Annotated in this window: 24 protein-coding genes and 1 tRNA gene; 20 read left to right on the top strand and 5 right to left on the bottom strand. The window is 71.1% G+C overall.

The window, feature by feature from the left end:
• The first annotated feature begins 7 nt into the window (after positions 1–7).
• From BS75_RS22425 to BS75_RS22400, 7 genes are all read left to right on the top strand, one after another.
• Complete coding sequence (locus tag BS75_RS22425) at positions 8–820, top strand: maleylpyruvate isomerase family mycothiol-dependent enzyme (RefSeq protein ID WP_034089533.1); 813 nt, start codon at positions 8–10, stop codon at positions 818–820.
• A gap of 270 nt (positions 821–1,090) precedes the next feature.
• Positions 1,091–2,467 (top strand): S53 family peptidase, encoded by a 1,377-nt coding sequence (locus tag BS75_RS22420; RefSeq protein WP_042437455.1) that lies wholly within the window; start codon positions 1,091–1,093, stop codon positions 2,465–2,467.
• A 136-nt stretch (positions 2,468–2,603) separates the two neighbouring features.
• Positions 2,604–3,323 (top strand): ArsR/SmtB family transcription factor, encoded by a 720-nt coding sequence (locus tag BS75_RS22415; protein WP_034089532.1) that lies wholly within the window; start codon positions 2,604–2,606, stop codon positions 3,321–3,323.
• Positions 3,324–3,405: 82 nt separating this feature from the next.
• Entirely contained in the window at positions 3,406–3,657 is a 252-nt protein-coding gene (locus BS75_RS22410; protein ID WP_034089531.1) for a hypothetical protein, read from the top strand.
• Between the two features lie 11 nt (positions 3,658–3,668).
• The gene (locus BS75_RS22405; protein WP_034089530.1) at positions 3,669–4,817 is read left to right on the top strand and encodes an SPFH domain-containing protein; all 1,149 of its coding nucleotides are present in this window, start codon (positions 3,669–3,671) and stop codon (positions 4,815–4,817) included.
• Between the two features lie 113 nt (positions 4,818–4,930).
• Positions 4,931–5,137: a hypothetical protein gene (locus BS75_RS48420; protein ID WP_042437456.1), complete on the top strand. Its 207-nt coding sequence runs from the start codon at positions 4,931–4,933 to the stop codon at positions 5,135–5,137.
• A 187-nt stretch (positions 5,138–5,324) separates the two neighbouring features.
• The gene (locus BS75_RS22400; RefSeq protein ID WP_034089529.1) at positions 5,325–6,338 is read left to right on the top strand and encodes a TolB family protein; all 1,014 of its coding nucleotides are present in this window, start codon (positions 5,325–5,327) and stop codon (positions 6,336–6,338) included.
• On the opposite strand, the gene BS75_RS22395 is transcribed toward BS75_RS22400, so the two are convergent.
• A complete protein-coding gene (locus tag BS75_RS22395) occupies positions 6,326–6,886 on the bottom strand; it encodes a hypothetical protein (protein WP_034089528.1) in 561 nt (186 codons plus the stop codon). The two genes, BS75_RS22400 and BS75_RS22395, sit on opposite strands and share 13 nt — an antisense overlap.
• A gap of 288 nt (positions 6,887–7,174) precedes the next feature.
• Here BS75_RS22395 and BS75_RS22390 point away from each other — a divergent pair, with 288 nt between their 5' ends.
• Together BS75_RS22390 and BS75_RS43460 are read left to right on the top strand one after the other, a co-directional pair.
• Positions 7,175–8,443 (top strand): glycosyltransferase, encoded by a 1,269-nt coding sequence (locus BS75_RS22390; protein ID WP_034089527.1) that lies wholly within the window; start codon positions 7,175–7,177, stop codon positions 8,441–8,443.
• A complete protein-coding gene (locus tag BS75_RS43460) occupies positions 8,440–10,422 on the top strand; it encodes a right-handed parallel beta-helix repeat-containing protein (RefSeq protein ID WP_052069615.1) in 1,983 nt (660 codons plus the stop codon). Before BS75_RS22390 ends, BS75_RS43460 begins: the two co-directional genes overlap by 4 nt.
• Before the next feature lie 97 nt (positions 10,423–10,519).
• On the opposite strand, the gene BS75_RS22380 is transcribed toward BS75_RS43460, so the two are convergent.
• From BS75_RS22380 to BS75_RS22370, 3 genes are all read right to left on the bottom strand, one after another.
• Complete coding sequence (locus BS75_RS22380; RefSeq protein ID WP_052069614.1) at positions 10,520–11,770, bottom strand: ROK family transcriptional regulator; 1,251 nt, start codon at positions 11,768–11,770, stop codon at positions 10,520–10,522.
• Positions 11,771–11,857: 87 nt separating this feature from the next.
• Positions 11,858–13,417: a DUF2079 domain-containing protein gene (locus BS75_RS22375; RefSeq protein ID WP_081982513.1), complete on the bottom strand. Its 1,560-nt coding sequence runs from the start codon at positions 13,415–13,417 to the stop codon at positions 11,858–11,860.
• Between the two features lie 127 nt (positions 13,418–13,544).
• The gene (locus BS75_RS22370; protein WP_160312242.1) at positions 13,545–15,125 is read right to left on the bottom strand and encodes a purple acid phosphatase family protein; all 1,581 of its coding nucleotides are present in this window, start codon (positions 15,123–15,125) and stop codon (positions 13,545–13,547) included.
• Positions 15,126–15,367: 242 nt separating this feature from the next.
• On the opposite strand from BS75_RS22370, the gene BS75_RS22365 reads away from it, so the two are divergent.
• The 4 genes from BS75_RS22365 (at position 15,368) to BS75_RS22350 (ending at position 19,104) form a co-directional block, all read left to right on the top strand.
• Positions 15,368–16,342 (top strand): magnesium transporter CorA family protein, encoded by a 975-nt coding sequence (locus BS75_RS22365; RefSeq protein WP_034089525.1) that lies wholly within the window; start codon positions 15,368–15,370, stop codon positions 16,340–16,342.
• A 179-nt stretch (positions 16,343–16,521) separates the two neighbouring features.
• Positions 16,522–17,691, top strand: a complete 1,170-nt coding sequence (locus tag BS75_RS22360) for a hypothetical protein (protein ID WP_034089524.1) — start codon at positions 16,522–16,524, stop codon at positions 17,689–17,691.
• A 213-nt stretch (positions 17,692–17,904) separates the two neighbouring features.
• Positions 17,905–18,201: a type II toxin-antitoxin system VapB family antitoxin gene (locus BS75_RS22355; protein ID WP_034089523.1), complete on the top strand. Its 297-nt coding sequence runs from the start codon at positions 17,905–17,907 to the stop codon at positions 18,199–18,201.
• Positions 18,202–18,381: 180 nt separating this feature from the next.
• On the top strand, positions 18,382–19,104 hold the full coding sequence (locus tag BS75_RS22350) for a LytR C-terminal domain-containing protein (protein WP_063771453.1): 723 nt from the start codon (positions 18,382–18,384) through the stop codon (positions 19,102–19,104).
• Positions 19,105–19,138: 34 nt separating this feature from the next.
• Here BS75_RS22350 and upp read toward each other — a convergent pair whose 3' ends face one another.
• Positions 19,139–19,777: a uracil phosphoribosyltransferase gene (upp, locus tag BS75_RS22345; RefSeq protein WP_034089522.1), complete on the bottom strand. Its 639-nt coding sequence runs from the start codon at positions 19,775–19,777 to the stop codon at positions 19,139–19,141.
• A 158-nt stretch (positions 19,778–19,935) separates the two neighbouring features.
• Here upp and BS75_RS22340 point away from each other — a divergent pair, with 158 nt between their 5' ends.
• The 7 genes from BS75_RS22340 (at position 19,936) to BS75_RS48415 (ending at position 24,100) form a co-directional block, all read left to right on the top strand.
• Positions 19,936–20,166, top strand: a complete 231-nt coding sequence (locus BS75_RS22340) for a hypothetical protein (RefSeq protein WP_034089521.1) — start codon at positions 19,936–19,938, stop codon at positions 20,164–20,166.
• 210 nt (positions 20,167–20,376) lie between these two features.
• On the top strand, positions 20,377–20,877 hold the full coding sequence (locus BS75_RS22335) for a tRNA adenosine deaminase-associated protein (protein WP_231607863.1): 501 nt from the start codon (positions 20,377–20,379) through the stop codon (positions 20,875–20,877).
• Between the two features lie 71 nt (positions 20,878–20,948).
• The gene (gene tadA, locus BS75_RS22330; RefSeq protein ID WP_052069611.1) at positions 20,949–21,473 is read left to right on the top strand and encodes a tRNA adenosine(34) deaminase TadA; all 525 of its coding nucleotides are present in this window, start codon (positions 20,949–20,951) and stop codon (positions 21,471–21,473) included.
• Between the two features lie 33 nt (positions 21,474–21,506).
• A tRNA-Ser gene (locus tag BS75_RS22325) sits at positions 21,507–21,593 on the top strand.
• Positions 21,594–21,760: 167 nt separating this feature from the next.
• On the top strand, positions 21,761–22,375 hold the full coding sequence (locus tag BS75_RS22320) for a type IV toxin-antitoxin system AbiEi family antitoxin domain-containing protein (protein WP_034089519.1): 615 nt from the start codon (positions 21,761–21,763) through the stop codon (positions 22,373–22,375).
• Complete coding sequence (locus tag BS75_RS22315; RefSeq protein ID WP_034089518.1) at positions 22,375–23,319, top strand: nucleotidyl transferase AbiEii/AbiGii toxin family protein; 945 nt, start codon at positions 22,375–22,377, stop codon at positions 23,317–23,319. Before BS75_RS22320 ends, BS75_RS22315 begins: the two co-directional genes overlap by 1 nt.
• Positions 23,320–23,887: 568 nt before the next feature.
• Positions 23,888–24,100 (top strand): hypothetical protein, encoded by a 213-nt coding sequence (locus tag BS75_RS48415; RefSeq protein ID WP_152645753.1) that lies wholly within the window; start codon positions 23,888–23,890, stop codon positions 24,098–24,100.
• The last annotated feature ends 160 nt before the right edge of the window (positions 24,101–24,260 follow it).

The following is a 24,260-nucleotide window of genomic DNA, read 5'->3' as shown; positions in this document are numbered from 1 at the left end:
CGGCTCCATGACTGCTCCCCTGCCCGGACCCGACGGGCGCGCACCGCTGCACGAGGCGATACTGGCGACCGCCGAGTCCGTCGCCGCGCTGCTGCGCACCGGCGTCGACCCGGCGGTCCGGGTCCCCGGATCGGAGTGGAGCGTCGGCGAGGCAGCGGCCCATCTCGCGCTCGCCAACCGGCTGATGGCGGACCTCGCGGCCGGCCTGGAGCCCCCGTACGGCGACGGCACGCCGGGCGGACTGGCCGCCGCCAACGCGGTGTCGCTGGCCGAGTTCACCGAGCGGGCCCCCGCCCCGCTGGCCGACGCGATCACCGCCGGCGCCCGTGACTTCGTCGCCGCCTCCGCGGCGCTGCCGCCGTCCACCCCGACCGTGACGCCGATGGGCCCGATGGAGCTGTCGGTCCTGGACTCCTATCTGCTGACCCATGTCCTCGGCCACGGCTGGGACCTCGCCCGGGCACTGCGCCGGCCGCACATGCTCGACCGCGAGCGGGCCGAGCTGTGCCTGCCCTTCCTCACCACGGCGATGCCCCGGGTGGTCGACCGGCAGGCCGTGGACGGCCTCACCGCCCGCTTCACCCTGGGCCTGCGCGGCGGGCCGCGCTTCACCGCCGCCTTCGAGCGGGGCGTCCTCAGCGTGACCCCCGGCAGCTCGCCCCGGCCGGACTGCACCATCGTCACCGAGCCGGTCACCTTCCTGCTGATCGCCCTGGGCCGGTGCAACCCGTGGAGCGCCATCGCCCGCGGCAGGATCACGGCCTGGGGGCGGCGGCCGCTGCTGGCGCCGGCCTTCCCCGCCTTCTTCCGCGCCCCCTGAACCGGACCGGACTGCTCTCCTGTCACTGACATACCGTCAATACCAGACATGACGCCTGATGTTGGGTGGTCCGGCAGTGGCAAGTCGCCGGTCGGCTGCCAGGTCCCCCCGATCGGGGGTGTCACAGCGGGGATGCGGTGGGTGATTATCACTTCGGTCGGGGGCGCTCCTGCCGCGCCCCGACGGGTTCCGTCGCGCTCCGACGCGCTCCGACGGGGCCGCCCGCGCACCCGCAGGACGCCGCCCACTGCCCACTGCCTGAGGAGATCCATGGACCGCTCCACCGTTCGTGCTCGCACCGCCAGGACCGCCGCCGCCCTCACGGCCTCTGCTGCGGCCGTGGCGGCGTTCTCGGGTGCCGCACCCTTCGGTGCCGTCGCGGGCGCCGCGCCGACCGCGACGCCGTCCGTCCAGGTCGTGCCGGCCGTGGCCGGCCACACCCTGATATCCGGCGCGACCTCGCCGATCTCCACCACCGCCTGCCTGGCGAAGTTCAAGGTCCGCTGCTACTCGCCGCTGCAGTACCGGGACGCCTACAACCTCAACCCGCTGTACCGCGCCGGGATCACCGGCAAGGGCCGGACCATCGTGATCGTGGACTCCTACGGCTCGCCGACCATCCAGCACGACCTCAGTGTCTTCGACAAGGCCTGGGGCCTGCCGAACACCACCGTGAACGTGGTCAAGTGGGGGAAGGTCCCCGCCTGGAACCCGAAGGACACCAACCAGACCGGCTGGGCCGGCGAGACCACCCTGGACGTCGAGTACGCCCACGCCGTCGCCCCCGGCGCGCGGATCGTGCTGGTCGAGACCGCGGTGAACGAGAACGAGGGCACCAGCGGCCTGCCGCAGATGATGGACGCCGAGACGTACCTGATCAACCACGGTGTCGGCGACGTCATCTCGCAGAGCTTCGGCGCGACCGAGAACACCTTCCCCGGCTTCGGGAAGAAGGGCACGCCCTCGCTGACCGACCTCCGCTACGCCTTCACCGACGCCGCCCGGCACAACGTCACCGTGCTCGGTGCGGCCGGCGACGAGGGCGCCGCGAGCGACAACAACAGCGGCGGCCTCTACAAGGACCCGGCCAACTCCTGGCCGTCCTCGGACCCGCTGGTGACCTCGGTCGGCGGCTCCCAGCTGACGCTGAACAACGCCGGCGCCCGCACCGCGCCCGACACCACCTGGAACGACGGCTACGGCGCCGGCGGCGGCGGCCTGTCCGCCGTGTTCGGCCGTCCCTCGTACCAGAACGGCGTCGCCAAGGTCGTCGGCAACCACCGCGGCACCCCGGACATCAGCATGAGCGCCGCGGTCAACGGCGGCGCCTGGGTCTACTCGTCCTACCTGCCCGGCCAGGGCTGGGGGATCGTCGGCGGCACCAGTGAGGCGACGCCGATCTTCTCCGGCATCGTCGCCCTCGCCGACCAGAAGGCGGGCCACCGCCTCGGCCTGATCAACCCCGAGCTGTACGCCATGGGCGAGAGCCGGCCGGCCGCCGACGGCATCGTCGACATCACCACCGGCAACAACAGCTTCCAGGGCGTCAAGGGCTACTCGGCCGGCCACGGCTACGACCTGGCCACCGGCTGGGGCACCATCAACGCCACGCTCTTCGTGAAGGCGCTGGCGGCGCACTCGCGCTGACCCGCGACCCAGTACGCACCACCCTGCCCGCACGAGCTCGACCGCACCACCCAGCACACGCTCCACTGCCGGGCACCCAGACCGCCCCCGGCACGGTTCGGCCGGCGCCGAACCGTGCCGGGGGCATCCTGGTGTCATGCCCCTCGCCGAGATCGCCGCCCTGCTCGCCGACCACACCCGTGCCTCCTTCTGCCTGGCCCTGCTCGACGGCCGGGCCTGGACCGCGGGCGAGCTCGCCCGGCACGCCGGCGTCTCGCCGTCCACCGCGAGCGAGCACCTGTCCCGGCTGGTCGCCGCCGGTCTGCTGGTCGAGGAGCGCCAGGGCCGGCACCGCTACGTCCGCCTGGCCGACGCCCGGACGGCCACGCTGATCGAGGAGCTGTCCGGCCATCCGCTGGCCGGCGACGCCGCCTCGCCGCCGGAGAACCTGCGCGCCTCGGTCCGGCGCAGCGCCGAGGCCCGGGCCCGGCTCTGCTACGACCACCTGGCCGGCGACCTGGGCGTGGCCGTCGCCGACGCGGCGCTGGAACGCGGACTGGTCTCCGACGAGGCCGGGTTGGCGGTCACCGGGACCGGCGTCGACTGGCTCGCCGGGCTCGGCATCGACGTCGGCGCGATGCCGCGCAGCCGCCCGGCCCTCCGCAGCTGCCTGGACTGGACGGTGCGCCGACCGCACCTGGCCGGAGCGGTGGGCGCGGCGCTCTGCCGACGCTCCTTCGAGCTGGGCTGGGTCCAACGCATCGGCACCGGACGCGCGCTGCGGGTCACCCCGGACGGCGCGGGGGCCCTGCGGGAGCTGCTGGGGGTGACCGTCACGCCCGGTTCCGCGGGCGGCGGAGCGGCCGAGATCCGTTAGAACCTGCGTGGGGGATGGGCCGGGAGGGCCGCTGGTACTAGTGTCTGCCTCCAGGAACAGAACGTTGGGGGGACGGCCTTCGATGGCATCGGACGAAGCCGTGATCGGTTGTACCGGAGTGCTGCTGCTCGGCACGCGTGGTAGTGCGGGTCCGGGAGAGGCTCTGGTGCGGGTCAGAGGTGGTACGGAGACCTTCCTCGCCTGGTCCGAAGAGCCCCTGCCGAAGGGGGCGCCCGTGCTCGTGATCAACTCCCGGGGCTCACGCCAGGTCGAGGTCATCGAGTGGGCCGATCCGTTGGAAGCGTTGTCCGGGGAGCCGGACAACGCAGGTTGAGGAGAAGAAGGATGTTCGGTTACCGAGTTCCTGCCCCTGACGAGGCCATGCTGATCTCCGGGGGCAAGCGCGGGATGGGGACCGCGCCGTTCCGGGTGGTGACCGGCCATGGCGCGTTCGTCCTGCCGGTCTTCCGCAAGACCCGGTTCCTGACGCTGGCCATGTGCGAGGCCGAGGTCGACGAGACCTGTGTGACCAAGCAGGGGATCGCGCTGACGGTGCGCGCGGTGATCGCGTTCAAGGTCGGCAACGACACCGAGAGCATCGTCAACGCCGGTCAGCGGTTCCTCTCCGACCAGGACCAGATGTCGATCCTGACCGGCCGGATCTTCGCCGGCCATCTGCGCTCCATCATCGGCTCGATGACGGTCGAGGAGATCGTCACCGAGCGGCAGAAGCTGGCCACCGAGGTCCTGGAGACCTCGAAGGCCGAGATGGCGACGATCGGGCTGACGGTCGACTCGCTGCAGATCCAGTCCATCGACGACGGCCAGACCGGCTACATCGCCGCCATGGCCGCCCCGCACAAGGCCGCGATCCAGCGGCAGGCCCAGATCGCCCAGGCCCAGGCCACCCAGGCCTCGGTCCAGGCGCAGCAGGAGGCCGAGCGGAACCAGGCGGAGTACGCCCGGCAGACCGCCGTGGTCCGGGCCGAGTACTCGGCGGAGGTCGACCGGGCCCAGGCGCAGGCCGCCCAGGCCGGTCCGCTGGCCCAGGCCCACGCCACCCAGGAGGTGCTGATCGCCCAGACCGAGCTGGCCCAGCGGGCCGCCGAGCTGCGGCAGCAGCAGCTGGTGGCCGAGATCGTGAAGCCGGCCGAGGCGGAGGCCGAGCGGATCCGGGTGCTGGCCACGGCCGAGGCCAACCGGATGAAGGTCCAGGCCGAGGCCGCCGCGTCCTACGACCGGGTGGCGCTGGACCGGATGCTGATCGACCAGCTGCCGCAGATCGTCAAGGAGGCGGCGGCCGGACTGGCCGGCGCCAATGTCAACGTCCTCAACGGCGCCGACGGACTGGGCGAGATCGCCGCCGGGCTGGTCGGCCAGGGGCTGACCATCCTGGACTCGGTCCGGCAGAACCTCGGTTCCCCGCAGGCCCGTTCGGCGGAGAAGGAGCACGGGCGGCGCGTGGTCGGCCAGGGCCCGATCGAGATCGAGTAGCAGCGGTAGCACCAGTCGGCACGACCCGAGCGGGGCCGGGGGAGCGCACTCCCCCGGCCCCGCTCGGCCTTCGGCCGGCGGACGGGGGCGATGGCCTTCATGGTGGGGGCCTGATGACGGCCCAGGGCCTGGGCATGTCCGTCGGCGGGGCGGTGGCGGAGCTGCTGCCGGTGCACGAGGTGGTGGCCGGCGCGGGTGCGCTGGGCGCGGCCGGTGTGGTCGCCGTGCGGTTCACCCTGGACCGGGCGGTCCGGTCCCCGGGCGGCGGAAGCGGGTCCCCGAGAGCAGCATCACCGGATTCATACCCAGCTCTTTCCTGAGCCGTCGCCAACCACCCTTCGGCCACGCTCTGTTGCAGGACTGTGACCGGGTGCGCACGGCTTCGGCATCCGGCGCTGCCACGCTTCACTCAGCACGCCGGAACCGCGGGGCAGTCGAGCCGTCGCAGCGCGGGGACTCCGGCCGACGCCCGCCGAGCACCCGTCACCCGCCGTGGGAGAGTCCGAGATGTCCGTTCGCGACCGTCGCTCCAGAACCGCCGCCGCCATCACCCTCGCCGCCGCCCTCACCGCAGGCACCGCCCTGCTGCTGACCGGTTGCGACCCCGACCCCGGCTCCCCGTCGGGCAGCGCGTCCGGCCGCGCGTCCGGTTCCGCCGCGGCGCCCGTGAAGTCCCCCGCGCCGGGCAGCACGGGCAACGGCACCACGCTCAACGGCACCGCGGGCAACGGGCTGACCATCAGCAACGGGACCGGGACGGTGGTGATGGACGGGACCACCGTCGACTTCGGCGCCGTCGTCCGCGACCTCGCCTGGAGCCCGGGCGGCGCCAAGGCCGCCTTCATCGACGGCGCCGGCGACCTGGTCGTCAGCAACCCCGACGGCAGCGGGCGGACCGTCGTCGCCAGGAACCCCGGCGACCAGGTCTGGTCCCACCCGGCCTGGCAGGTCACCGAGGGCGACCCGGAGGGGATCGTCCCGAAGGACAACCTCTTCTTCGCCGCCGCGGTCAACGGCAGCACCCGGCTGGAGCGGGTGTCCGCGACCGCCGTCGACGGCACGCCGACCGTCCTGCCGTTGAACGCCGGCGCCGGACAGAACGTCCAGCCGCTGCCGCAGACCGGCAACACCTGGCCGAACGGGGGCGGGACCGCCGCCACCGGGACCACCGTGTACGAGAACACGGGCACCGGCGAGGTCTACATCCGCGACGACTACCTGCGGCAGATGGGCGGCGCCCTGGCGCAGGGCTCCGAGCCGGCGCTCTCGCCGGACGGCCAGGACGTCGTCTTCGTCCGCTCGGTGGACGGGCACGACCACATCTTCGAGGAGACCGCCTACGCCCGGACGGCGCGGGACCTGACCCCGGACGCGACCGCCGACGACACCGAGCCGACCTGGTCCCCGGACGGCAGCACCATCGCCTTCCGCACCCCGGCCGGCATCGACACCGTCGCGGTCGGCGGCGGCGCGGCGGTGCAGGTCTCCGGCCACGTCGGGCTGCCGGCCTACCGGTCCTGAGCCAACTCGGCCCGCAGCTCCTCGGCGTGGGCGTCGGCGGTGTCGTGCGGCAGGAACTCCACCACGTCGACGAAGCGGAACAGCACCTGGGTGGCGGTCACCGCGAACTCGTAGTCGGCGAAGCCGACCACCGCGCCCATCGTCCCCCGGACCGCGCCCCGGACGACGTGCGCGGTCAGCTCGTCCGGCCGACCGGCCGAGGTGCCGCGCCGGGCGTTGGGGCGGGCCAGGTAGGGGCAGACCATCGAGGCGTAGAGCATGCACGCCCGGTGGCCCGGGCCCTCCAGCGTGGGAGCCAGGTTGCGGTAGGGCCGCCCTGCGGCCAGCGCCTCGCCGATCGCGGCGCACTCCGCCGCGCCCACCACCCGCCAGACGCTGCCCCTGGCCATGAGCCGCCCGCAGACCGAGCACAGCCGCTCCCGGGCGCAGGCGGCGCTGCGCCCGTAGTCGGTGAGGGCGAACTGCGGCTGCTCCTCCACCCACGGGGTGATGGCCGGCACGGGGTAGCCCCGGGCGTCCCGGGGGCGGTCCTGAACGGTGGGCGGCATCGGAACCGCGTCAAAGCGCACGTTCCATGCGTACACCAGGACCAGCGCGTTTCACTGGGCCTTCACACTTACTCCACTGCATGACCTTCTTACCAAGGCCATTGAGACTCCGACATATCAGACAGTTCGATCAACAGTTTGATGCCATCAGGTAAACAACTGGCTCAGCCAGCTTCTGGGGATGTAGTGCATCACTAGGATCACCCCGTTGCCGCACGTGCGGTCCGGCACCCCCATCACTCTGTGCTCTTGAGCCACGCCTGCTTCAGCATGACCCCTAGGATCCCCATGTCCGGTTTGTCTGGCCCGCTCCATGACGTATCGAGTTTCCTGAACCAGTTGGTGGCCGGCGACGACTGGCGCCAGGTGGTGCCGCTCGGCATGGCCGGCGTCCTGGTCTGGCTGCTCTGGCTCTACCGGGCGGTGGTCTCCCGCTTCGCGCATCCGGTGGTGAACGACTTCCGCACCACCACCTCGGTCGTCGTCCCCTCCTACCGGGAGGACCCGGAGATCCTGATGCGCTGCCTGTGGACCTGGCTCGCCCAGGACCCGGGCGAGGTCATCATCGTGATCGACACCGCCGACGTCGAGGCGCAGCGCCGGCTCGCCGCCGTCAGCGACGCCCGGCTGCGGGTGCTGGTCTTCGACCACACCGGCAAGCGCTCGGCGCTGGGCGTGGGAATCCGCGCGGCCCGGAACGAGATCCTGGTCTTCGCCGACTCGGACACCGCATGGGAGCCCGGCCTCCTCGACGCCGTGCAGATGCCCTTCGTGGACCCGCAGGTCGGCGGCGTGGGCACGCAGCAGAACGTGTACCAGCGGACCACCAGCGTCTGGCGGCGGATCGCCGACTGGCTGGTCAACCTGCGGTACTACGACTACGTCCCGGCGATGAGCCGCAAGGGCGGCGTGATCTGCCTGTCCGGACGCACCGCCGCGTACCGGCGCTCGGTGATCCTGCCGACCGTGAAGAACCTGGAGGACGAGTTCTTCCTCGGCCGTCGCTGCATCGCCGGCGACGACGGACGGATGACCTGGCTGACCCTCGCGGCCGGCTACAAGACCGTGCACCAGTCCAACGCCCGTGCCATCTCCATGTTCCCGGACTCCTTCTCGGCCTTCGTCAAGCAGCGGGTGCGCTGGAGCCGCAACTCCTACCGCTGCTACCTGACGGCCATCTGGAAGGGCTGGCTCTGGCGCACCCCGCTGATCTCCCGGATCACCGTGCTGCAGATCCTGATCACCCCGATCACCATGGGCCTGACCATCGGTTTCCTCCTCTTCGACCGGCTGGACTACACCCCGCGCGGCTACCTGCTGGCCGCCGCCTGGCTGCTGATAGGCCGCGGCGTCCGCGGGTACTCGCACCTGCGCCGCCACCCCTGGGAGATCCTGCTGCTGCCGCTCACCGCGCTGACCGTGATCATGATCTCGCTCCCGATCAAGATGTACGCCTTCTTCACCATGAACAAGCAGGGCTGGCTGACCCGCAGTTCGGACCAGATCGGCGGCGCGGGCCAGAGTGCGGCGACCCTTTCCCCGGAGGCTGCCCGATGACGTCCCCCCGTCCCGCCCGGACCCGCAGCCGGGTCGGGGCCCCCGCGCTCGCCCTGCTGACGCTGCTGGGCGCCGGCCTGCTCGCACCGGCCACCGCGCAGGCCGCCGCGCCCGGCGGCCCGGTCGCCCCGGCCCCGACCGTGGACTCCGCCACCGCCGCCCGCGAGGCCGCCGACGTGGCCGCCGAGGACCACCGGCTGCTGGAGGTCCGCGCGGTCAGCGCCAACGCCACCCTCCACGCCACCCAGGGCAACACCCCGTACCGGCTGGCCACCGGTTCCGGCTACACCCTGGTGCTGCCGCAGCGGTCCGCCCCGTACACCGTCGCCGACCTGCTGCAGCTGGCCCCGCAGACCTTCCTCCGGCTGACCGACGGCTCCTACCTGCTGCTGGAGAACGTCTACGTCGGCATGGGCGCGACGCTGAACCTGAACACCCCCGGCGGCCTGGTGCTGCGGATGGCGAGCACACCGACCGGCTTCGTCACCATCGTCTCCTTCGACGGCACCATCAACCTGTCCGGCACCGCCAAGCACCCGATGACGGTCACCAGCTGGGACACCCAGAACAACGCGCCGGACACCGACCCGAGCGACGGCCGTGCCTACATCCGGGCCATCGGCGGGCACTTCAGCATGAGCCATGTGGACGTCTACGACCTCGGCTTCTGGAGCGGGCGCACCGGCGGGATCAGCCTCACCGGCAGCGACCGCCCCACCACCGGCGCCGCGACCGGCAGTTCGACCTATGTCCATGTGCACGCGAGCCACCTGCACGGCAAGGCCAACCAGGCGCACAAGAAGGAGACGACCGCGACCTCGGGCGACAGCACCACCATCGCCCAGCCCAGCGGCAACCTCGGCGCCAACGGCGTGGCCAGCCTGCCGACCGGCGCCCTGAACGGCACCGGCAACCAGTACGACGTCAGCGGCCTGTCCTACGTCTCGGCCAAGATCTCCGACTCGGTGATCCAGGGCAACGCCTACGGCATCTTCATCTCCAGCGCCCAGGGCATCGAGATCAGTGGCACCCAGGTCACCGGCAGTCTGATCGCCGGCATCGTGCTGCACCGCTTCGCCACCAACGCGGTGCTCAGCGACGACAGCTCCAACAGCAACCACGGCGACGGCTTCGACATCGCCCGGGCCGCCCAGGACGTCGAGATCAGCAACTCGACCGCGATGGACAACTCCGGCAACGGCTTCACCATCAACGGGCAGGCGCTGTCCGCCGGCCCCTCGGCCTCCGGCGAGCCGGTCGGCGCCTACGGCAACAACACCGTCACCCACAGCAGCACCCAGGACAACGGCCACTACGGCATCGAGGTGCTCGGCGGGCAGAACGTCGACCTCGACCACAACTCCGTGGTCGGCAACACCATGGGCATCGTGGTCCGGCGCAGCGCCGCGCACGTCTCGGTCGTCGACAACACCCTCACCGCGCAGCAGCGCGAGGGCATATCGGTGCGCGACGGCGACACCGGCGCGGTGGTCACCGGCAACACCGTGCAGGGCGCGGTGACCGGCATCTACCTGCGCGACTCCAGTGCCGGGATCTCCGGGAACACCGTGAAGGGCGCCCAGGAGCACGGCATCACCCTGGTCGGCACGGTCGGCGGGACGCGGGTCGCGGACAACACCCTCACCGGTTCGGGCCCGAGCCCGGTCTCGGCCTCCAGGGCCGAGGGCACGGTGGTGGTCGGCCACAACTCCACCGCCGCCTGGCACAACACCACCCCGATGCTGACCCGGGTCAAGCGGATGGCCCGGCCGATGACGCTGATCTGGCTCGGCGTCTTCCTGCTGATCGCACTGGCCGGGCTGAAGGGCCGGGGCGCCCGCCGCAGGCTGAAGGCCCAGGGCAGGCGGACCTCCTTCGTCGGCCGCCACCCGTACCAGAACCAGCAGCCGCTGCCGTCGAAGCCCGCCGTGGAGATCCGCCCGAAGATGGACGACCGGACGCTGGAGACCGCGCACTGAGGAGCCGAACCGGTACTGAACGACGTACGGAACGGAGCAGGGGGCGCCGCCGAAGTACTCGGCGGCGCCCCCTGCTCCGGTCGGGGCCGACCTGGGGTCAGCCCCCGACCGGGACCGGCACCGGTGCGGCGGTGACGACCCGGTCGAGTGCGGGGGCGGGGACCGGGACCGGTCCCCGGTCGGCGGCGGTGGACTGGCCCGGCGCCTGGAACAGCCTCTGGTGTGCGGTCCGCAGGCCGACGGCGACGGCGCCGAGCAGGCCGGCCCGCGGGCCGAGCTCGCTGGTCCGCACCGGCACCGGACGCGGCATCAGCCGGGCCAGCCAGGCGCGGACCGGCTCCAGCAGCTCCGGGCGGGAGCCGATGCCGCCGCCGATGACGGCCAGCGCGGGATCGAGCACGGCCGCGACCGCGCAGATCGACAGCGCGATCAGCCGGGCCTCCTCGTCCAGTGCGGCCAGCGCGGCCGGCTCCCCGGCCGCGGCGGCGGCGAAGATCTCCGGCACGCTGCCCCGGCCGGCCGGTCCGCCCGCGTAGCGGCGGGCCAGTCCCTCGCCGGCCACGGCCTCCTCCAGCGGGCCCTTGACCTGGTTGGCCGGGTCGAAGGGGTCGGTGCCGAGCGGCAGGTAGGCGATCTCCCCGGCCGCGCCGGTGGCGCCGGTGCGCAGCACCCCGCCGGTGATCAGGCCCATCCCGATGCCGGTGCCGACGGCGATGAAGACGAACTCCGACTGCCCCCGGCCGTGCCCGGCCCAGTGCTCGCCCAGGGCCGCGATATTGACGTCGTTGTCGACGACGACGACGGTGCCGAGCTCGGCGGCGATCTCCCGGGCCACGTCCAGGTCGCCGAAGGAGGGGATGTTGGGGGCGAAGGCCATCACGCCGGTGTCACGGTCCAGGGCGCCGGGGCTGCCGAGCGCGAGCACCCGCAGCCGGGCCGGGTCGACGCCCTCGGCGGCGACGAGCTCGCGGGCCAGGCCGACGATCTGGGCGATGACGTACCGGCCGCCGCGCGGGTCGGTGGGGGCGGTCGCCTCGCGCAGCACGGCGCCGCTGAAGTCGCCGAGGGCAGCGTTGATCTTGGTGCCGCCGAGGTCGACCCCGACGATGGCGCCGGCGCTCGGGTCCAGCTCGTAGAGGGCGGCGGCGCGTCCGCTGGCGCCGGAGGACACGCTGTCGCCGGTGTAGCGGATCCAGCCGCCCTCCTCCAACTCGCCGACCAGCTCCGAGACGGTCTGCTTGGAGAGGCCGGTGCGCCGGGCGAGCTCGGCTCTGCTGATCCGGCCCACCGCCACGAACAGGTCCATGACCGTGCGCAGGTTGAGCTGCCGAGTGAGCTGTTCCACCATCGCCACGCCGTTCCCGTTGGTTCGTAAAGTTGACTAACTTAAATTGTCATCTCCTTCGCCGCACGTCAAGAGCGCTCTTCGCGCCGGTCAGGCCTGGTGCAGGATCTCGATCGGACCGTACTGGGCGACCACCCGGAAGCCCTGCGACTCCAGCTGCGTCAGATAGGCCGGGATCGCGCTGGCGCTGATCGGGCACTGCGGGTTGCTGGTGTCCACCGCGGCCCAGCTCCCCTTGTCGACGTTCGAGCCGACCAGGGTGACGGTGTCCCGCGCGGCCAGCGGGACCACCAGGTTGTTGGTGGCCCGCACCTCCACCCCGGAGGGCACCACCGCCAGCGCCGCGTGGACGTCCGCGACCCAGCTGGGCCGGGAGGTGAAGGTCGAGGTGGTGAGCCAGGCGTAGATCTGCCGGTGCCGGTCCATGTTCACCGTCGTCACCAGCGAGACGGCGGCCAGGCAGCAGCCGGCCAGCGCGGGCAGCCAGGCCCGGTCCAGCCGGGGCAGGAACCGCCGCACCAGCCGGAGGACGCGCTGCACCCCGTCCATCGCGCCGATGAACGTGATGACCATCAGCGGCATGTCGTAGTAGAGCTGGTCGCCCCACTCGGTGTTCCGGGCGGAGAGCATCCGGGTCACCATCATCGGCGCGCCCAGCAGGGCGATCGGCGAGGCCAGGCACATGAAGGCGACCGGCCTCAGCAGGTCCAGCCAGGTCTGCTGCTTCACCGGGTCGTCGAACAGCAGGTGCAGCCCCGTCCCGGGGTGGCTCACCAGCGAGACGATCAGCTGGTTGAAGTTGTTCGCGTGCAGGTTGCCCGCGTAGTCGGCCGCGTAGGTGAAGCCGCTGGGGTTGTAGTGCGGAATGATCACGTCGATGGTCAGCACGAACATCCCGGCGCCCCAGACGAAGAGCGCCAGGGCGTGCCGCCACTTGCGGTTCAGCAGCGCCCAGAGGCCGAACATGACGACCATGGCGCCCATGTCCTCCTTGACGAAGACGCCGCAGGCCATGATCAGTGAGGCGGCGGTCCACTTCTTCGACAGCGCCCGCTCCAGCGCCCAGCCGATCAGTGGAGCGCCGAACATCACCTCGTGCACCGGGAAGGCGACGGAGCCCTGGATGCCCATGCTGGAGAGGAAGGCGGCGGTGATCACCGAGGCGACCGGCCGCCCCCAGGCCCGTCGGGCCACCAGGTAGACCGGGACCGCCGCCGAGCAGAGCAGCAGCACCTGGGCGAAGACCAGCGTCAGCGGCGAGTTGTAGACCCACAGCGCCGGGGCGAGCAGCATGAAGATCGGCGAGAAGTGGTCGCCGATCTGCGGGAAGCCCTTGATCGGGTCGGTCGGGAAGCCGTGGAACGCCCAGCCCTCGGTGGCCTGGTAGAAGATCCCCAGGTCGCAGGCGCCCGTCTTGAGCTGGGTGTACTGGTGGTACCCGAAGGTGCCGTAGACGGCGACGGCTATCGCCACCAGCCAGCTGCAGGGCGAGCGCACCGCCCGCCGCAGGGCGGCGCGCAGCCGCTGCGGAAGGTCGGGTGCCTCCTCCGCCTCCGCCGACGAGGGTGAAGCTGCGGTCTCGTGCTCGGACGACTCGGTCAGCGACAACGGGATCGGGCTCCTGGCCTGGGTGAATGCGGTCCATGGCATCCGCACATGGCAGCAGCTGAAAATATTCTCATAGGACCGTCGAGGCCAGTCATTCCCGCATGGATCGGGTATGGATTCGCAGGGGGCGGCCCGACCGCCGGTGGACCGCCCCCTCTTCCGGCGTGGATCAGGCCGTCGCGCCGACCAGGCTGCCGCCGTGGCGGTGCAGGCCCCAGCCGTCGGAGCGGTCGCGGTAGAGGGTGAAGCTGTCGAACAGCACCGGCGCCGGGAACGGCTGCGCGGCCGTCGCGACGGGGGTGTGGTAGTAGTTCACGGTGATCGTGGTCCGGCCGCCGGGCAGCGTGCCCGGGTCGACGTCGAAGACCGCGACCCCGTACGGGTAGGCGGTGTTGGGGTCGCGCACCGCCGACCAGGTGGCCTCCTCGGTCGCGTCCGGGTTGGCCTTGAAGGTCAGCCGCTGGGTGCGGACGAAGGCGGTGGGGATGCCGTTGGCGTCGTCCGGCAGGAAGACGTCGTCGGCCGAGGCGGTGCCGCCGCCGCCGAGGATCATGTGGACGGCGCCCTTGGAGCTGTCGATCTCCAACAGGTCGTCGCTGACCACCGTCGGCCGGAGCAGCGTGCCCGGGTCGGTGCCGTGCACCGGGTGGGTGCGCTCGTAGTCGTGGTCGTGGCCGGCCAGCACCAGGTCCACCGTGTACTTGTCGAACAGCGGCAGCAGCGTCTCCCGGATGCCCATGTCGCCGCCGTGGCTGGTGGCGGAGGAGGACATGGCGAACTGGTGCATGGAGACCACGATCCAGTCCACGTCCCGGCCGGACCGGGCCCGCGACAGGGTCCGCTCCAGCCAGGCGACCTGCGCACCCTGGCTGTAGCCGTGGATGTAGATCGACTGACCGGTCGTCGGGTCGATGCTCGAATCGTCCTCGACCACGATGTCGTTGCCGTCGATGGAGACGAACAGCACCGAACCGACCTGGAAGCTGTACCAGTTGCCGGCGTAGTCGCGGCTGCCGTTGTCCGGCAGCTGGAAGCGGGTGTGGTACGAGTTGTAGCCGAGGGTGCCGTTGCCGGCCTCGACCTCGTGGTTGCCGGGCGCCGGCATCCACGGCCGGTTGGCCGCCGACACCTGCATGTTGTTCATGAAGGCGTCCCAGCACTGCGGCTGCTGGGCGGTGTTGTTGTTGGCGTAGGCCAGGTCGCCGTTGAGCAGGTGGAACAGCGGGTCGAACTGCTCGACCTGGTGCACCGCGGTCCGGGCGTTGACCGAGGACTTGGCGAAGGAGGCGTCGCCGGTGCTCAGGTCGCCGAAGCTGGTGAAGCGGAACGCGGCGCGGTCCTTGTCGGGCGCGGTGCGGAAGGTGCCCCGCACCGGCGAGGCGCCGTTGTGGGTCACCTCGTACACATAGGTGGTGTCGGGGCGCAGCCCGTTCAGCCGGGCGTGGTGGGTGTAGGTCTCGACCTTGTTGAGCCCGTCGACATAGGTCAGCGTCTCCGCCTGGACCGTGTGCCCGAGTCCGCCCTCGACCGTGCCGATCCGCACCTGCGGCTTGTGGACGCCGGCCGCCGTCGACCAGGAGACCGTCATCTGCTCGTACGGGCGGTTGCCGTACTGGAGGTGGATCTGGTCCGGCGCCGGGGCGTCGGCGATGGCGGGCTGCGCCCAGAAGACGGGCGAGAGCGGAACGGCGGCGGCGACACCGGCCGTTGCCGCACCACGGAGCACGGTTCTGCGCGAGGGGTTTGGCACTGCGGCCTCCATGGGCATGTTCCAGCGATCCTCGGGAATCGCCCGAAGAGTCACAGCCATGGACGACCGCCGCCCCCGGGTTGCGGGGACGGCGCATGAACAGCCGGGGAACGGGCCGTGGCCTGGGCACAGACACCGGTATGCCAGGACATATACCGGTAAGTCTTGCTTCCCGGCCCCGGCCCGCGTGTCGACCAGGGCCGCCCGATCCGCGCGCCGACCTCCTCGCTACGCTGACCCGCATGGCTCGAACCCGGCTGTACCGCGACGGCGTCCTCTCCGCCGAGAACTTCTCCTGCCAGGAGATATCGACCCACCTCGGCGAAGCCGGCGCCATGGTGTGGCTGGATCTGTGCGCTCCCACCGCCGCCGACTTCGACATGATCCGCGAGGAGTTCGGGCTGCACGAGCTCGCCGTCGAGGACGCCGGCCACGAGCACCAGCGCCCCAAGCTGGACCGCTACCGCGACCACCTCTTCATGAGCGCCTACGCGGTCTGCTCCGACCAGTCCGCCAACAACCTCGACACCGTCGAGCTCTCGGTCTTCGTCACCGCCAACGCCCTGATCACCGTCCGCACCGACGACCGCTTCACCATGGACGGCGTGGTCGACCGCTGGGACAACTCCCCCGACCTGGCCAAGCAGGGCGTCGGCTTCCTGCTCCACGGCCTGCTCGACTTCCTGGTGGACGGTCACTTCGCCGCCGTCCAGGAACTCGACGAGCGGATCGAGGAGTTGGAGGAACTGCTGTTCGAGGACGGCCGGACCGAGGCGCAGGCCCTCCAGCGGCAGACCTACGAGCTGCGGAAGAACCTGGTGCGGCTGCGCCGGGTGGTGCTGCCGATGCGCGAGGTCGTCAACTCCCTGCTCCGGCGCGACCTGCACCTGGTCACCGAACCGCTGATGCCCTACTACCAGGACGTCTACGACCACGTCCTGCGTGCCACCGAGTGGACCGAGTCGCTGCGCGACCTGGTCACCTCGGTGATGGAGACCCATCTGACGGTCCAGGGCAACCGGATGAACATGATCATGAAGAAGGTCACCAGCTGGGCCTCGATCATCGCCGTGCCCACCGCCGTCACCGGTTTCTACGGCCAGAACGTCCCCTTCCCCGGCTTCGGCGGCCACACCGGCTTCTACACCTCCAGCGCCCTGATGATCGTCCTGTCGGTGGTGCTCTACCTGACCTTCCGCCACAAGGACTGGATCTGAACCACCCCGGCCCGATCCGCCCCTGGGCAGGGCCCGGCACCGCGGGCCGGAGCGCTGCAACGGCCGATCCGGCCGCTCCCGACCAGTCCCGATAGACCCCATTAGGTCTATACCAATCCGGGCGATCCGGATACCCTGGCCGGGCAGCGCACCCGCCCCTGACCTGCCGGAGTCCCCCCATGCAGTCGTCCGTCCTCGCCTTTGCCACCGACCTGATCGACGAGGGCGCCGACGGGTTCTTCGGCAACCTCCGCGACCGCGCCGGGGTCGACGGGGTCACCCTCGCCTCCGTCTACCACGAGGCGCGCGACATCTTCCCGCACAACCCCGCGCGGGTGGTCCGCTACCTGGAGCCCGGCGCGGCCTACTTCCGCCCCGACCCCGCCCGCTGGCAGGGCCTGCGACTGCAGCCGGTGCCGTCCACCGCCATCGACGGGCGCGACCCCTTCGCCGAGGCCGCCGCCGAGACCACCCGGCGCGGAATGAAGCTGCACGCCTGGACCGTGTTCCTGCACAACGACCGGCTCGGCTTCCAGCACCCCGACTGCGCCCCCGCCAACGCCTTCGGCGACCGCTCGCTGACCGACCTCTGCCCGGCCAACCCCGACGTCCGCGCCTATGTGCTGGCCCTGGTCGCCGAGCACGGCCGCTACGGCGTGGACGCCATCCGGGCCGAGTCGCTGCACTTCCACGGCCTCCGGCACGGCTACCACCACGAGCGCTACTTCGAACAGCTGGGCCCGCTGACCGAGGCCCTGCTCGGGCTCTGCTTCTGCGACCACTGCCGGGCCCACGCCGACCGGCTCGGCGTCCCCGCCGACGAGGTCCGCGACGTGGTCCGCGCGGAGATCCGCCGCCGCCTCGCCGACGAGGACGCGGCGGCGGACGACACCGCGCTCGACTCGCTGGCCGGCGGGGCACTCGCCGCCTACATCGACGCCGCCGCCGCGACCGTCACCGGGCTGGCCGCCGAGGCCGCCGCGGTCGCGGCCGAGCACGGCATCCGGCTCTCCTTCATGGATGCCGACGGCCCCGGCGCGGGCTGGCTCTCCGGCGTCGACCTGCCCGCGCTCGCCAAGGCCGTCCCGCAGATCGAGACCCTCGGCTACGCCCGCACCGCCGCCGAGGTCCGCGAGAAGGTCGCCGCCTTCGCCCTGCACGGCGTCGCCCCGGAGGCCCTGGCCGTGATCCTGCGGCCGATGTCCAAGGACTGCGAAGGGCCGGAGAACCTGGCCGAGAAGATCCGCGTCCTGGCCGGGCTGGGCGTGCCCGAGGTCGAGTTCTACAACTACGGCCTGATGCGGCTGTCCTCGATGGACCGGATCGGAGCCGCGCTGTCGTCCCGGTGACGGCGGGTCCGGAATCGGCGCTCCGGAATCGGCGCTCCGGATTCGCGGGTCCGGAATCAGGGGTGCGAATTCGCGGCGCGCACCACTCCGGAGTGACAACGCGGCCGCAACCGCTCCCGGCCTGCCAGGAAAAGCGCAGGTGGGAACGGGGCCCTTCGCCGCTCCCGGCCGACCTGGCTGCGGCCGACCCTCCGGGAACGGTAGGCTTTCCGTGTGATCTTCAAGCGTATCGGTAACGCGCGACCCTACCCGGATCACGGCCGGGTCAGCACCCGACAGTGGGCGGACGTGGCCCCGCGGCCCGTGCGTCTGGACCAGCTCGTCACCACCAAGGGACAGCTCGACCTGGAGACCCTGCTCGCCGAGGACTCCACCTTCTACGGCGACCTCTTCGCGCATGTCGTGAAGTGGCGGGGCGACCTCTACCTGGAGGACGGGCTGCACCGGGCGGTCCGCGCCGCCCTGCAACAGCGTCAGGTGCTGCACGCGCGCGTGCTGGAGATGGACTGACGGCTGCCGGCGATGGACTGATCGGCCCTCAGGACACACTTTCGAGTGCCCCAATAACCCAGATGATGATCCTTTAGTGCGCATCGTCCGATTTCGGCATTAGGCTGGCGACAGCAGCACCCAGTAGTCGCTCAATCACCAGCAATGACCGTCCGGCGCAAGGGGCATCCCGCGGTGAGCATGTTGACTCCCCCTGGCCTCAAGGGAAAGCAGTACCGCATCACCGGTACTGCTTATCCCCGGCTACGTCGTCCGCACCAGCGCCGTCGGCGCATCCTGATCGCCATCGCCGGAGTGCTCACGCTCTCGGTCCTGGCCTGGGGCACCGTGCAGCTCGTCGGCATCTTCGGCGGCGGGCGACGGACCACCGCCGCCGGTACCGCCGGCTGCGTGCACACGGCCTCCGGCGATGCCGCCGACAGCGTCTCCGCGCCGTCCGGCAGGGCATCCGCGGCCACTCGGACTTCAGCCTCCGCCGGGGCTTCGGCGGGGGCTGGGGCCTCCGCCGGGGCCAAGGGCGCGGCGGCTGCGGGCACCGGCCCGGGCGCCGGGATCACCGTCAACGTCTACAACGCGACCAACCAGGTGGGCCTGGCCGGACGCACCGCCGCCCTGCTGAAGCAGCGTGGCTTCACCATCGGCACGGTGGGCAACGCCCCGGCGCCGCTGCAGAGCAAGATCGCCGGACCGGCGCAGGTCACCGGCGGGGCGGCCGGCGCCAAGGCCATGCTGGTCCTCGGCTCCGAGGTGACCGGGGCCAAACCGGTGACCGACACGCGCAAGGACGGCTCGGTCGACCTGGTGATCGGCAACACCTTCACCGCCCTGGCCACCCCGGCCCAGGCCGCGCAGGCGCTGACGCTGGCGACCAAGCCGACCCCCGCGGCCACCGCGCGCTGCTGAGCGCCGCCCGGGGGCCGTGGGGCCGGGCCGGGGATCAGTCCCCGGCCGTCCCGTAGAGCCGGTCCCCGGCATCGCCCAGGCCGGGGACGATGTAGCCGTGCTCGTTCAGGTGGTCGTCCACCGCCGCCGTGACCAGGGTGACCGGCAGACCGGCCAGCTCCCGCTCCAGTACTGCGACCCCCTCCGGGGCGGACAGCAGGCAGATCGCGGTGACGTCGTCCGCGCCACGCCCGATCAGCAGCCGGATCGCCGCCACCAGCGTGCCGCCGGTCGCCAGCATCGGGTCCAGCACGTAGACCTGACGGCCCGAGAGGTCCTCCGGCATCCGCGTGGCGTAGGTCTCGGGGACCAGGGTCTCCTCGTTGCGCACCATCCCGAGGAAGCCCACCTCGGCGGTCGGCAGCAGCCGGGTCATCCCGTCCAGCATCCCGAGCCCGGCCCGCAGGATCGGCACCACCAGCGGACGCGGGTAGCTGAGCCGGACACCCGTGGTGACCGCCACCGGCGTGGTGATCTCCACCGGCTCGGTGCGGACGTCCCGGGTCGCCTCGTACGCCAGCAGGGTCACCAGCTCGTCCGCAAGACGGCGGAAGGTCGGCGAGTCGGTGCGCTCGTCGCGCAGCGTGGAGAGCTTGTGCGCCACCAGCGGGTGGTCCAGGACGTGAATGCGCATGACAGTGACCCTAACCGAGCAGGACGCGGTGCACGACACACCCCTCCGCCACGCCGGGACTCCGGTCCGGAGCGTTCGATTCCGGCGGCACGGGTGTCAATGTGCCGCCAACGGGAAGGGGCACCGTGAAGCGCATCCATTCTTCCCCGGGAGCAGGCATGTCCGACCAGCGGAGGGCCGCCGACGCCCCGACCGGCAGCACGGACCCGGCCGGCGCCGAACGCCACGCCCAGCCACGATCAGAGACTCCGGCCGAGCGCCGCCGCCGGCGGGCCGCCTTCCTGCGCGAACTGACCGAAGCCCGCGAACTCCGGGCCCGGGTGCAGCCGCGCCGCACCAAAGCGGCACGCGCCCGGCAAGCCGTGCGAATGCGGACCTTCCGGGTATGAGTGCGTGCGCCACCCCCGGCTCACGACACGACCAGGGAAGACGCGCTGCCGAACACTCCCCGCAAGGCTCCGGTTTCTGTCACGATGCCGATGGGGCGTTCGCACGGGCACCCCGATACGACGGGCGTGGCCTAGCCGCACAAGACCCTGGGAGAGTCGCTGGTGGCGTACTTCGCTGCATTGCTCGCTCGCACCGAGGACGGGTGGGACGTGAGCGGGACCGAGCTTGATGACGTCGAGACCCTCGCCGATCTGGCCGATCTGGCGCGAGAGGCCGCGACGGACGAAGAGACCGTCCTGGTCCTCATCGAGCAGGAGGACGTCTGGTTCTCCGTCATCCGCGTGGACGGCGAGGAGGACCCGAGGATCTTCGTCTCCGACGCCGCCGCTGCCTCGCGGAGCGCGTACGGGGAGATCCTCCTCACCGACGAGCTGCTCGGTCGGGGGTCGGACGACGACCTCGACGACCTGGTGGTCGAGCTGGACGAGGACAGTGATGACGAGGACGACGACGAGGACGAGGACGCCCTGGCCGGCGACCTCGACGGGGTGCCGAACGGGCCGCTCGGCGATGCCGGGCTGCTGATCGAGTACGGCGTCGGCGCCAAGGAGCTGATGGACATGAGCGTCGAGGGTGCGATCCCCGGCGACGCGCTGTCCGAGATCGCGGATGCGCTGGGCTGCAGCGAGGTGCTGGAGGCCGTCCGCTAGCGCGAGCGTGTCCGGGTCCGGCCGGGTACCGGCCGGACCCGGACACGCGGCGGTACAGGACACTGGAGTCCATGCGCACCCGTACCGACACCGGCACCGGCACCGATCCGCTCCGCGACAAGTGGGCCCCGGCCATGCGGCTGGCGCTGGCCGAGGCCCGGCACGCGCTGCCGAGCGGCGACGTGCCGGTCGGCGCGCTGGTGTTCGCCCCGGACGGCACGGTCATCGGCCGCGGCCACAACGAGCGCGAGGCCGTGGGCGACCCCACGGCCCACGCGGAGATCCAGGCCATCCGCGAGGCCGCCCGCGCGGCGGCGGACGGCTGGCGGCTGACCGGCTGCACCCTGGTGGTCACGCTGGAGCCCTGCACCATGTGCGCGGGCGCGATCGTCCTCTCCCGGCTGCACCGGGTGGTCTACGGCGCCCTGGACGACAAGGCCGGCGCGGCCGGCTCGCTCTGGGACGTCGTCCGCGACCGCCGGCTGAACCACCGCCCGGAGGTCGTCGCGGGCGTCCTGGCCGCCGAGTGCGCCGCCGACCTCCACGCCTTCTTCGACGGGCAGCGCCTTCCGGGGGCCTCCCCGAAAGCCGTTTAGGAGCACTGCCCGGCATCCGGTAGGCTGTCCCACGGTAGCGTGTCCGAGCGGCCAAAGGAGCACGCCTCGAAAGCGTGTGTGGGGGCAACTTCACCGTGGGTTCGAATCCCACCGCTACCGCTCTGAGCAGGACAGACGTGAGGCCCCGACCGGCAACGGTCGGGGCCTCACGCGTTCCAGTCTCAGCAGATTCCGATACGGGCGAAAAATGGGACATTACTTCCATCGAAAGATCAGCCTGTATCGAATCCATCCCCTGTGGCCATCGGAGGGGTAGGATTCAATACATGAGTGCTCTGGAAGCCTCGCGGCTTGAGCAGCGCCTCGCCGCGCTCCCCCCCACCTTCACCACGGGACAGGCCCGTCGGTCGGGGCTCTCCCCGCGCGATATGGCGACCTTGGCCGCGGCTGCAGAGATCGACGAGCTGTCCTACGGCGTCTACCGCCGCGCGACGGCCCCAGAGACCGCGCACCTGGATCTCCTCGCCGTCTGCACGCGGGCACCGAGAGCCGTAGTGTGCGGCGAGTCCGCGCTGGCGCTCCACGAACTGATCGACGACATCCCTGCGGCTGTCCACATAGCGGTGCCTCGGGGTACCCACCGACCAGTGATCGCCTATCCACCCGTCGTGGTCACCCAGTACTCCGCCGAAACCTTCGCCCTGGGTATCGAGCGCTTCGAGGCAGCCCAGAACGAGTGGATCCCGCTATACAGCGCCGCTCGGAGCGTGGTTGATGCCATGCGCCACCGCAAGCAGATCGGCGAATCACTCGCCCTGTCCGCACTGGGTCGGTACCTGCGGACAAGCGGACGCCCCGGGGTGGGCGAACTACAGCGCATCGCCCGTGAACTCGGGGCACTGTCCGTCATTCGTCCCGCAGTTGAGGCGGTCCTTGCCTGATGCCGAATCCCACCCGTGACACCCAGTCGGGTCGTGTCTACAACGACCTGCGCAACCTGGCTCGGAGAGATGGCCGCTCGACCGACGAGATCATGGTCGAGTACGTACTCGAGCGGTTTCTCTACCGGTTGGCGCAGTCACCGCTCGGAGGCCGGCACTTCATCCTCAAGGGCGGCCTGTTGCTGGCCAGGTTCGGTGCTCGTCGGATGACGCGAGACATCGACATCCTCGGCTGTGGCTTCCTCGGCGAGGAAGCCGAGATCGTTCGCCGGATCACAGCGATCGCGGCGGCCGAGGTCGACGATGGCGTCACCTTCGACCCCGCGACTCTCAAAGCCGTACCGATCCGCGAGGAGGACGAGTACCACGGCCTGCGCCTGGTCATGGCGGCGACGATTGCCCGCGCTCGGCTCAAGCTCCAACTCGACGTCAGCTTCGGCGACCCGGTCACACCCGAACCGCAAGTCGTCGACTACCCCCAGCATCTCGCCGCGGAGAGCTTCCAGCTCTTCGGCTATCCGCTGGCCACCGTCATCGCCGAGAAGCTCACGACTGCGGTTTCCCTCGGGGACCTCAACACCCGCGACCGGGACTACGCGGACCTCTATCGTCTACTCACCCTCAACGACCTCGACGGGGACGAGCTTACGGCGGCCGTGGTCGCGACCGCCGAGCATCGCGGCATCCCCTTGCAACGGCTCAGCACCTCGATCACAGACCTCGGAGTCCGCCGCCAGTCCTCCTACACCGCGTGGCGCCGACGACAAGGACCTGCCGCAGTCGGCTATCCCGAGGAATTCGATGAGGTGGTCCAGCACGTGACAGCCTTCGCCGACCCGGTCCTCTCCGCCGATGGCGTGGAGAAGCTCCGCTGGAGCGCGAGTGCGGGCACATGGTCGCAGGGACCTGATCCCTCGCCGCCGCCGAGCGCCCCGCGTTCCTAGTCTCATCCACCATGATTCGCCCAGATTCGCGGATGGCCTCGGCCCCTGCTACACCGGCGCTGACCGGCAGAGACGAACGCTGACAAGCAACCGTGGATCATGCTGAGCCGCCCCCAGAACCCAGGTGCAGACCTCGAAAGCGTGTGTGGGGGCAACTTCACCGTGGGTTCGAATCCCACCGCTACCGCTCTGAGCAGGACAGACGTGAGGCCCCGACCGGCAACGGTCGGGGCCTCACGCGTTCCGGTCTCATCTGCAGTCTCGATCGAGGTTCCGTGAAAGCCCTGCCCCGGCCACAAATCAGCTGGTCAAGGGCGGTTCAGTGACCGTCCGGGGGGCGAGGAACACGCTCCTGCGGCGTGTGTGACTGCGCTGCCGTCGCTCCGGAGTCGACCCCGACCAAAGCAACATCAGTCCTCTTTCCAGGTTCGGTACTTGCTTGTAACTCCCCGTCCCCCGAGCAGCTCGGCACGCCCTTCCTCGCGCAGCAGTTCCAGGGCGTACTGGGCCTGCCGCTCGCTCAAGCCGCAGTTCGCAGCAAATCTCCAAACAAATCAACAATCTCACTTTGGTGATTCCGGAAGATGTCTCCCCAAACCGCCCTCGTCCAGCTGCGGGCAGCGATGGTCGGCCACGGCGCCCACAGACCGCCGAGCGGCTGGACGACACGGCCGGTGGCCTGCGCGCCGACCTGATCGCCCGAGTCACAGTGTTCAAAAATCTGGGCGGCGGGTACGTGCGCCACCTGGCGCCCGGGGTCAAGATCACGACGGCGCTCTGAATCACCGGCCGAGAGGCGTATCAGCTTCGATGTCGAGCAGCGCGTCACCAAGCCGCAGCCAGGTCCGCTGGCAGCCACCGGGATGAGCACCGGGTGCTTTTTACTCCGGTGGTCCTCAGTTCCTCAGCGCGGCTACTACGCTCCACCGCCTCCGCTTCGG

The organism is Streptacidiphilus albus JL83 (assembly GCF_000744705.1).
Taxonomy (GTDB): Bacteria; Actinomycetota; Actinomycetes; order Streptomycetales; family Streptomycetaceae; genus Streptacidiphilus; species Streptacidiphilus albus.
Note: the sequence above shows the minus strand (reverse complement) of the source record. Positions and strands in the feature narration are given on the sequence as shown.

Coding starts and splice junctions, on each gene's coding strand:
- BS75_RS22375 (WP_081982513.1), bottom strand. CDS start 13,417: ATGCCATGGACCGCATTCACCCAGGCCAGGAGCCCGATCCCGTTGTCG.
- BS75_RS22420 (WP_042437455.1), top strand. CDS start 1,091: ATGGACCGCTCCACCGTTCGTGCTCGCACCGCCAGGACCGCCGCCGCC.
- BS75_RS22380 (WP_052069614.1), bottom strand. CDS start 11,770: ATGGTGGAACAGCTCACTCGGCAGCTCAACCTGCGCACGGTCATGGAC.
- BS75_RS22320 (WP_034089519.1), top strand. CDS start 21,761: ATGAGTGCTCTGGAAGCCTCGCGGCTTGAGCAGCGCCTCGCCGCGCTC.
- BS75_RS22415 (WP_034089532.1), top strand. CDS start 2,604: ATGCCCCTCGCCGAGATCGCCGCCCTGCTCGCCGACCACACCCGTGCC.
- BS75_RS22340 (WP_034089521.1), top strand. CDS start 19,936: ATGTCCGACCAGCGGAGGGCCGCCGACGCCCCGACCGGCAGCACGGAC.
- upp (WP_034089522.1), bottom strand. CDS start 19,777: ATGCGCATTCACGTCCTGGACCACCCGCTGGTGGCGCACAAGCTCTCC.
- BS75_RS22365 (WP_034089525.1), top strand. CDS start 15,368: ATGGCTCGAACCCGGCTGTACCGCGACGGCGTCCTCTCCGCCGAGAAC.
- BS75_RS22360 (WP_034089524.1), top strand. CDS start 16,522: ATGCAGTCGTCCGTCCTCGCCTTTGCCACCGACCTGATCGACGAGGGC.
- tadA (WP_052069611.1), top strand. CDS start 20,949: ATGCGCACCCGTACCGACACCGGCACCGGCACCGATCCGCTCCGCGAC.
- BS75_RS22405 (WP_034089530.1), top strand. CDS start 3,669: ATGTTCGGTTACCGAGTTCCTGCCCCTGACGAGGCCATGCTGATCTCC.
- BS75_RS22425 (WP_034089533.1), top strand. CDS start 8: ATGACTGCTCCCCTGCCCGGACCCGACGGGCGCGCACCGCTGCACGAG.
- BS75_RS43460 (WP_052069615.1), top strand. CDS start 8,440: ATGACGTCCCCCCGTCCCGCCCGGACCCGCAGCCGGGTCGGGGCCCCC.
- BS75_RS48420 (WP_042437456.1), top strand. CDS start 4,931: ATGACGGCCCAGGGCCTGGGCATGTCCGTCGGCGGGGCGGTGGCGGAG.
- BS75_RS22350 (WP_063771453.1), top strand. CDS start 18,382: ATGTTGACTCCCCCTGGCCTCAAGGGAAAGCAGTACCGCATCACCGGT.
- BS75_RS22400 (WP_034089529.1), top strand. CDS start 5,325: ATGTCCGTTCGCGACCGTCGCTCCAGAACCGCCGCCGCCATCACCCTC.
- BS75_RS22395 (WP_034089528.1), bottom strand. CDS start 6,886: ATGCCGCCCACCGTTCAGGACCGCCCCCGGGACGCCCGGGGCTACCCC.
- BS75_RS22315 (WP_034089518.1), top strand. CDS start 22,375: ATGCCGAATCCCACCCGTGACACCCAGTCGGGTCGTGTCTACAACGAC.
- BS75_RS22410 (WP_034089531.1), top strand. CDS start 3,406: ATGGCATCGGACGAAGCCGTGATCGGTTGTACCGGAGTGCTGCTGCTC.
- BS75_RS22390 (WP_034089527.1), top strand. CDS start 7,175: ATGTCCGGTTTGTCTGGCCCGCTCCATGACGTATCGAGTTTCCTGAAC.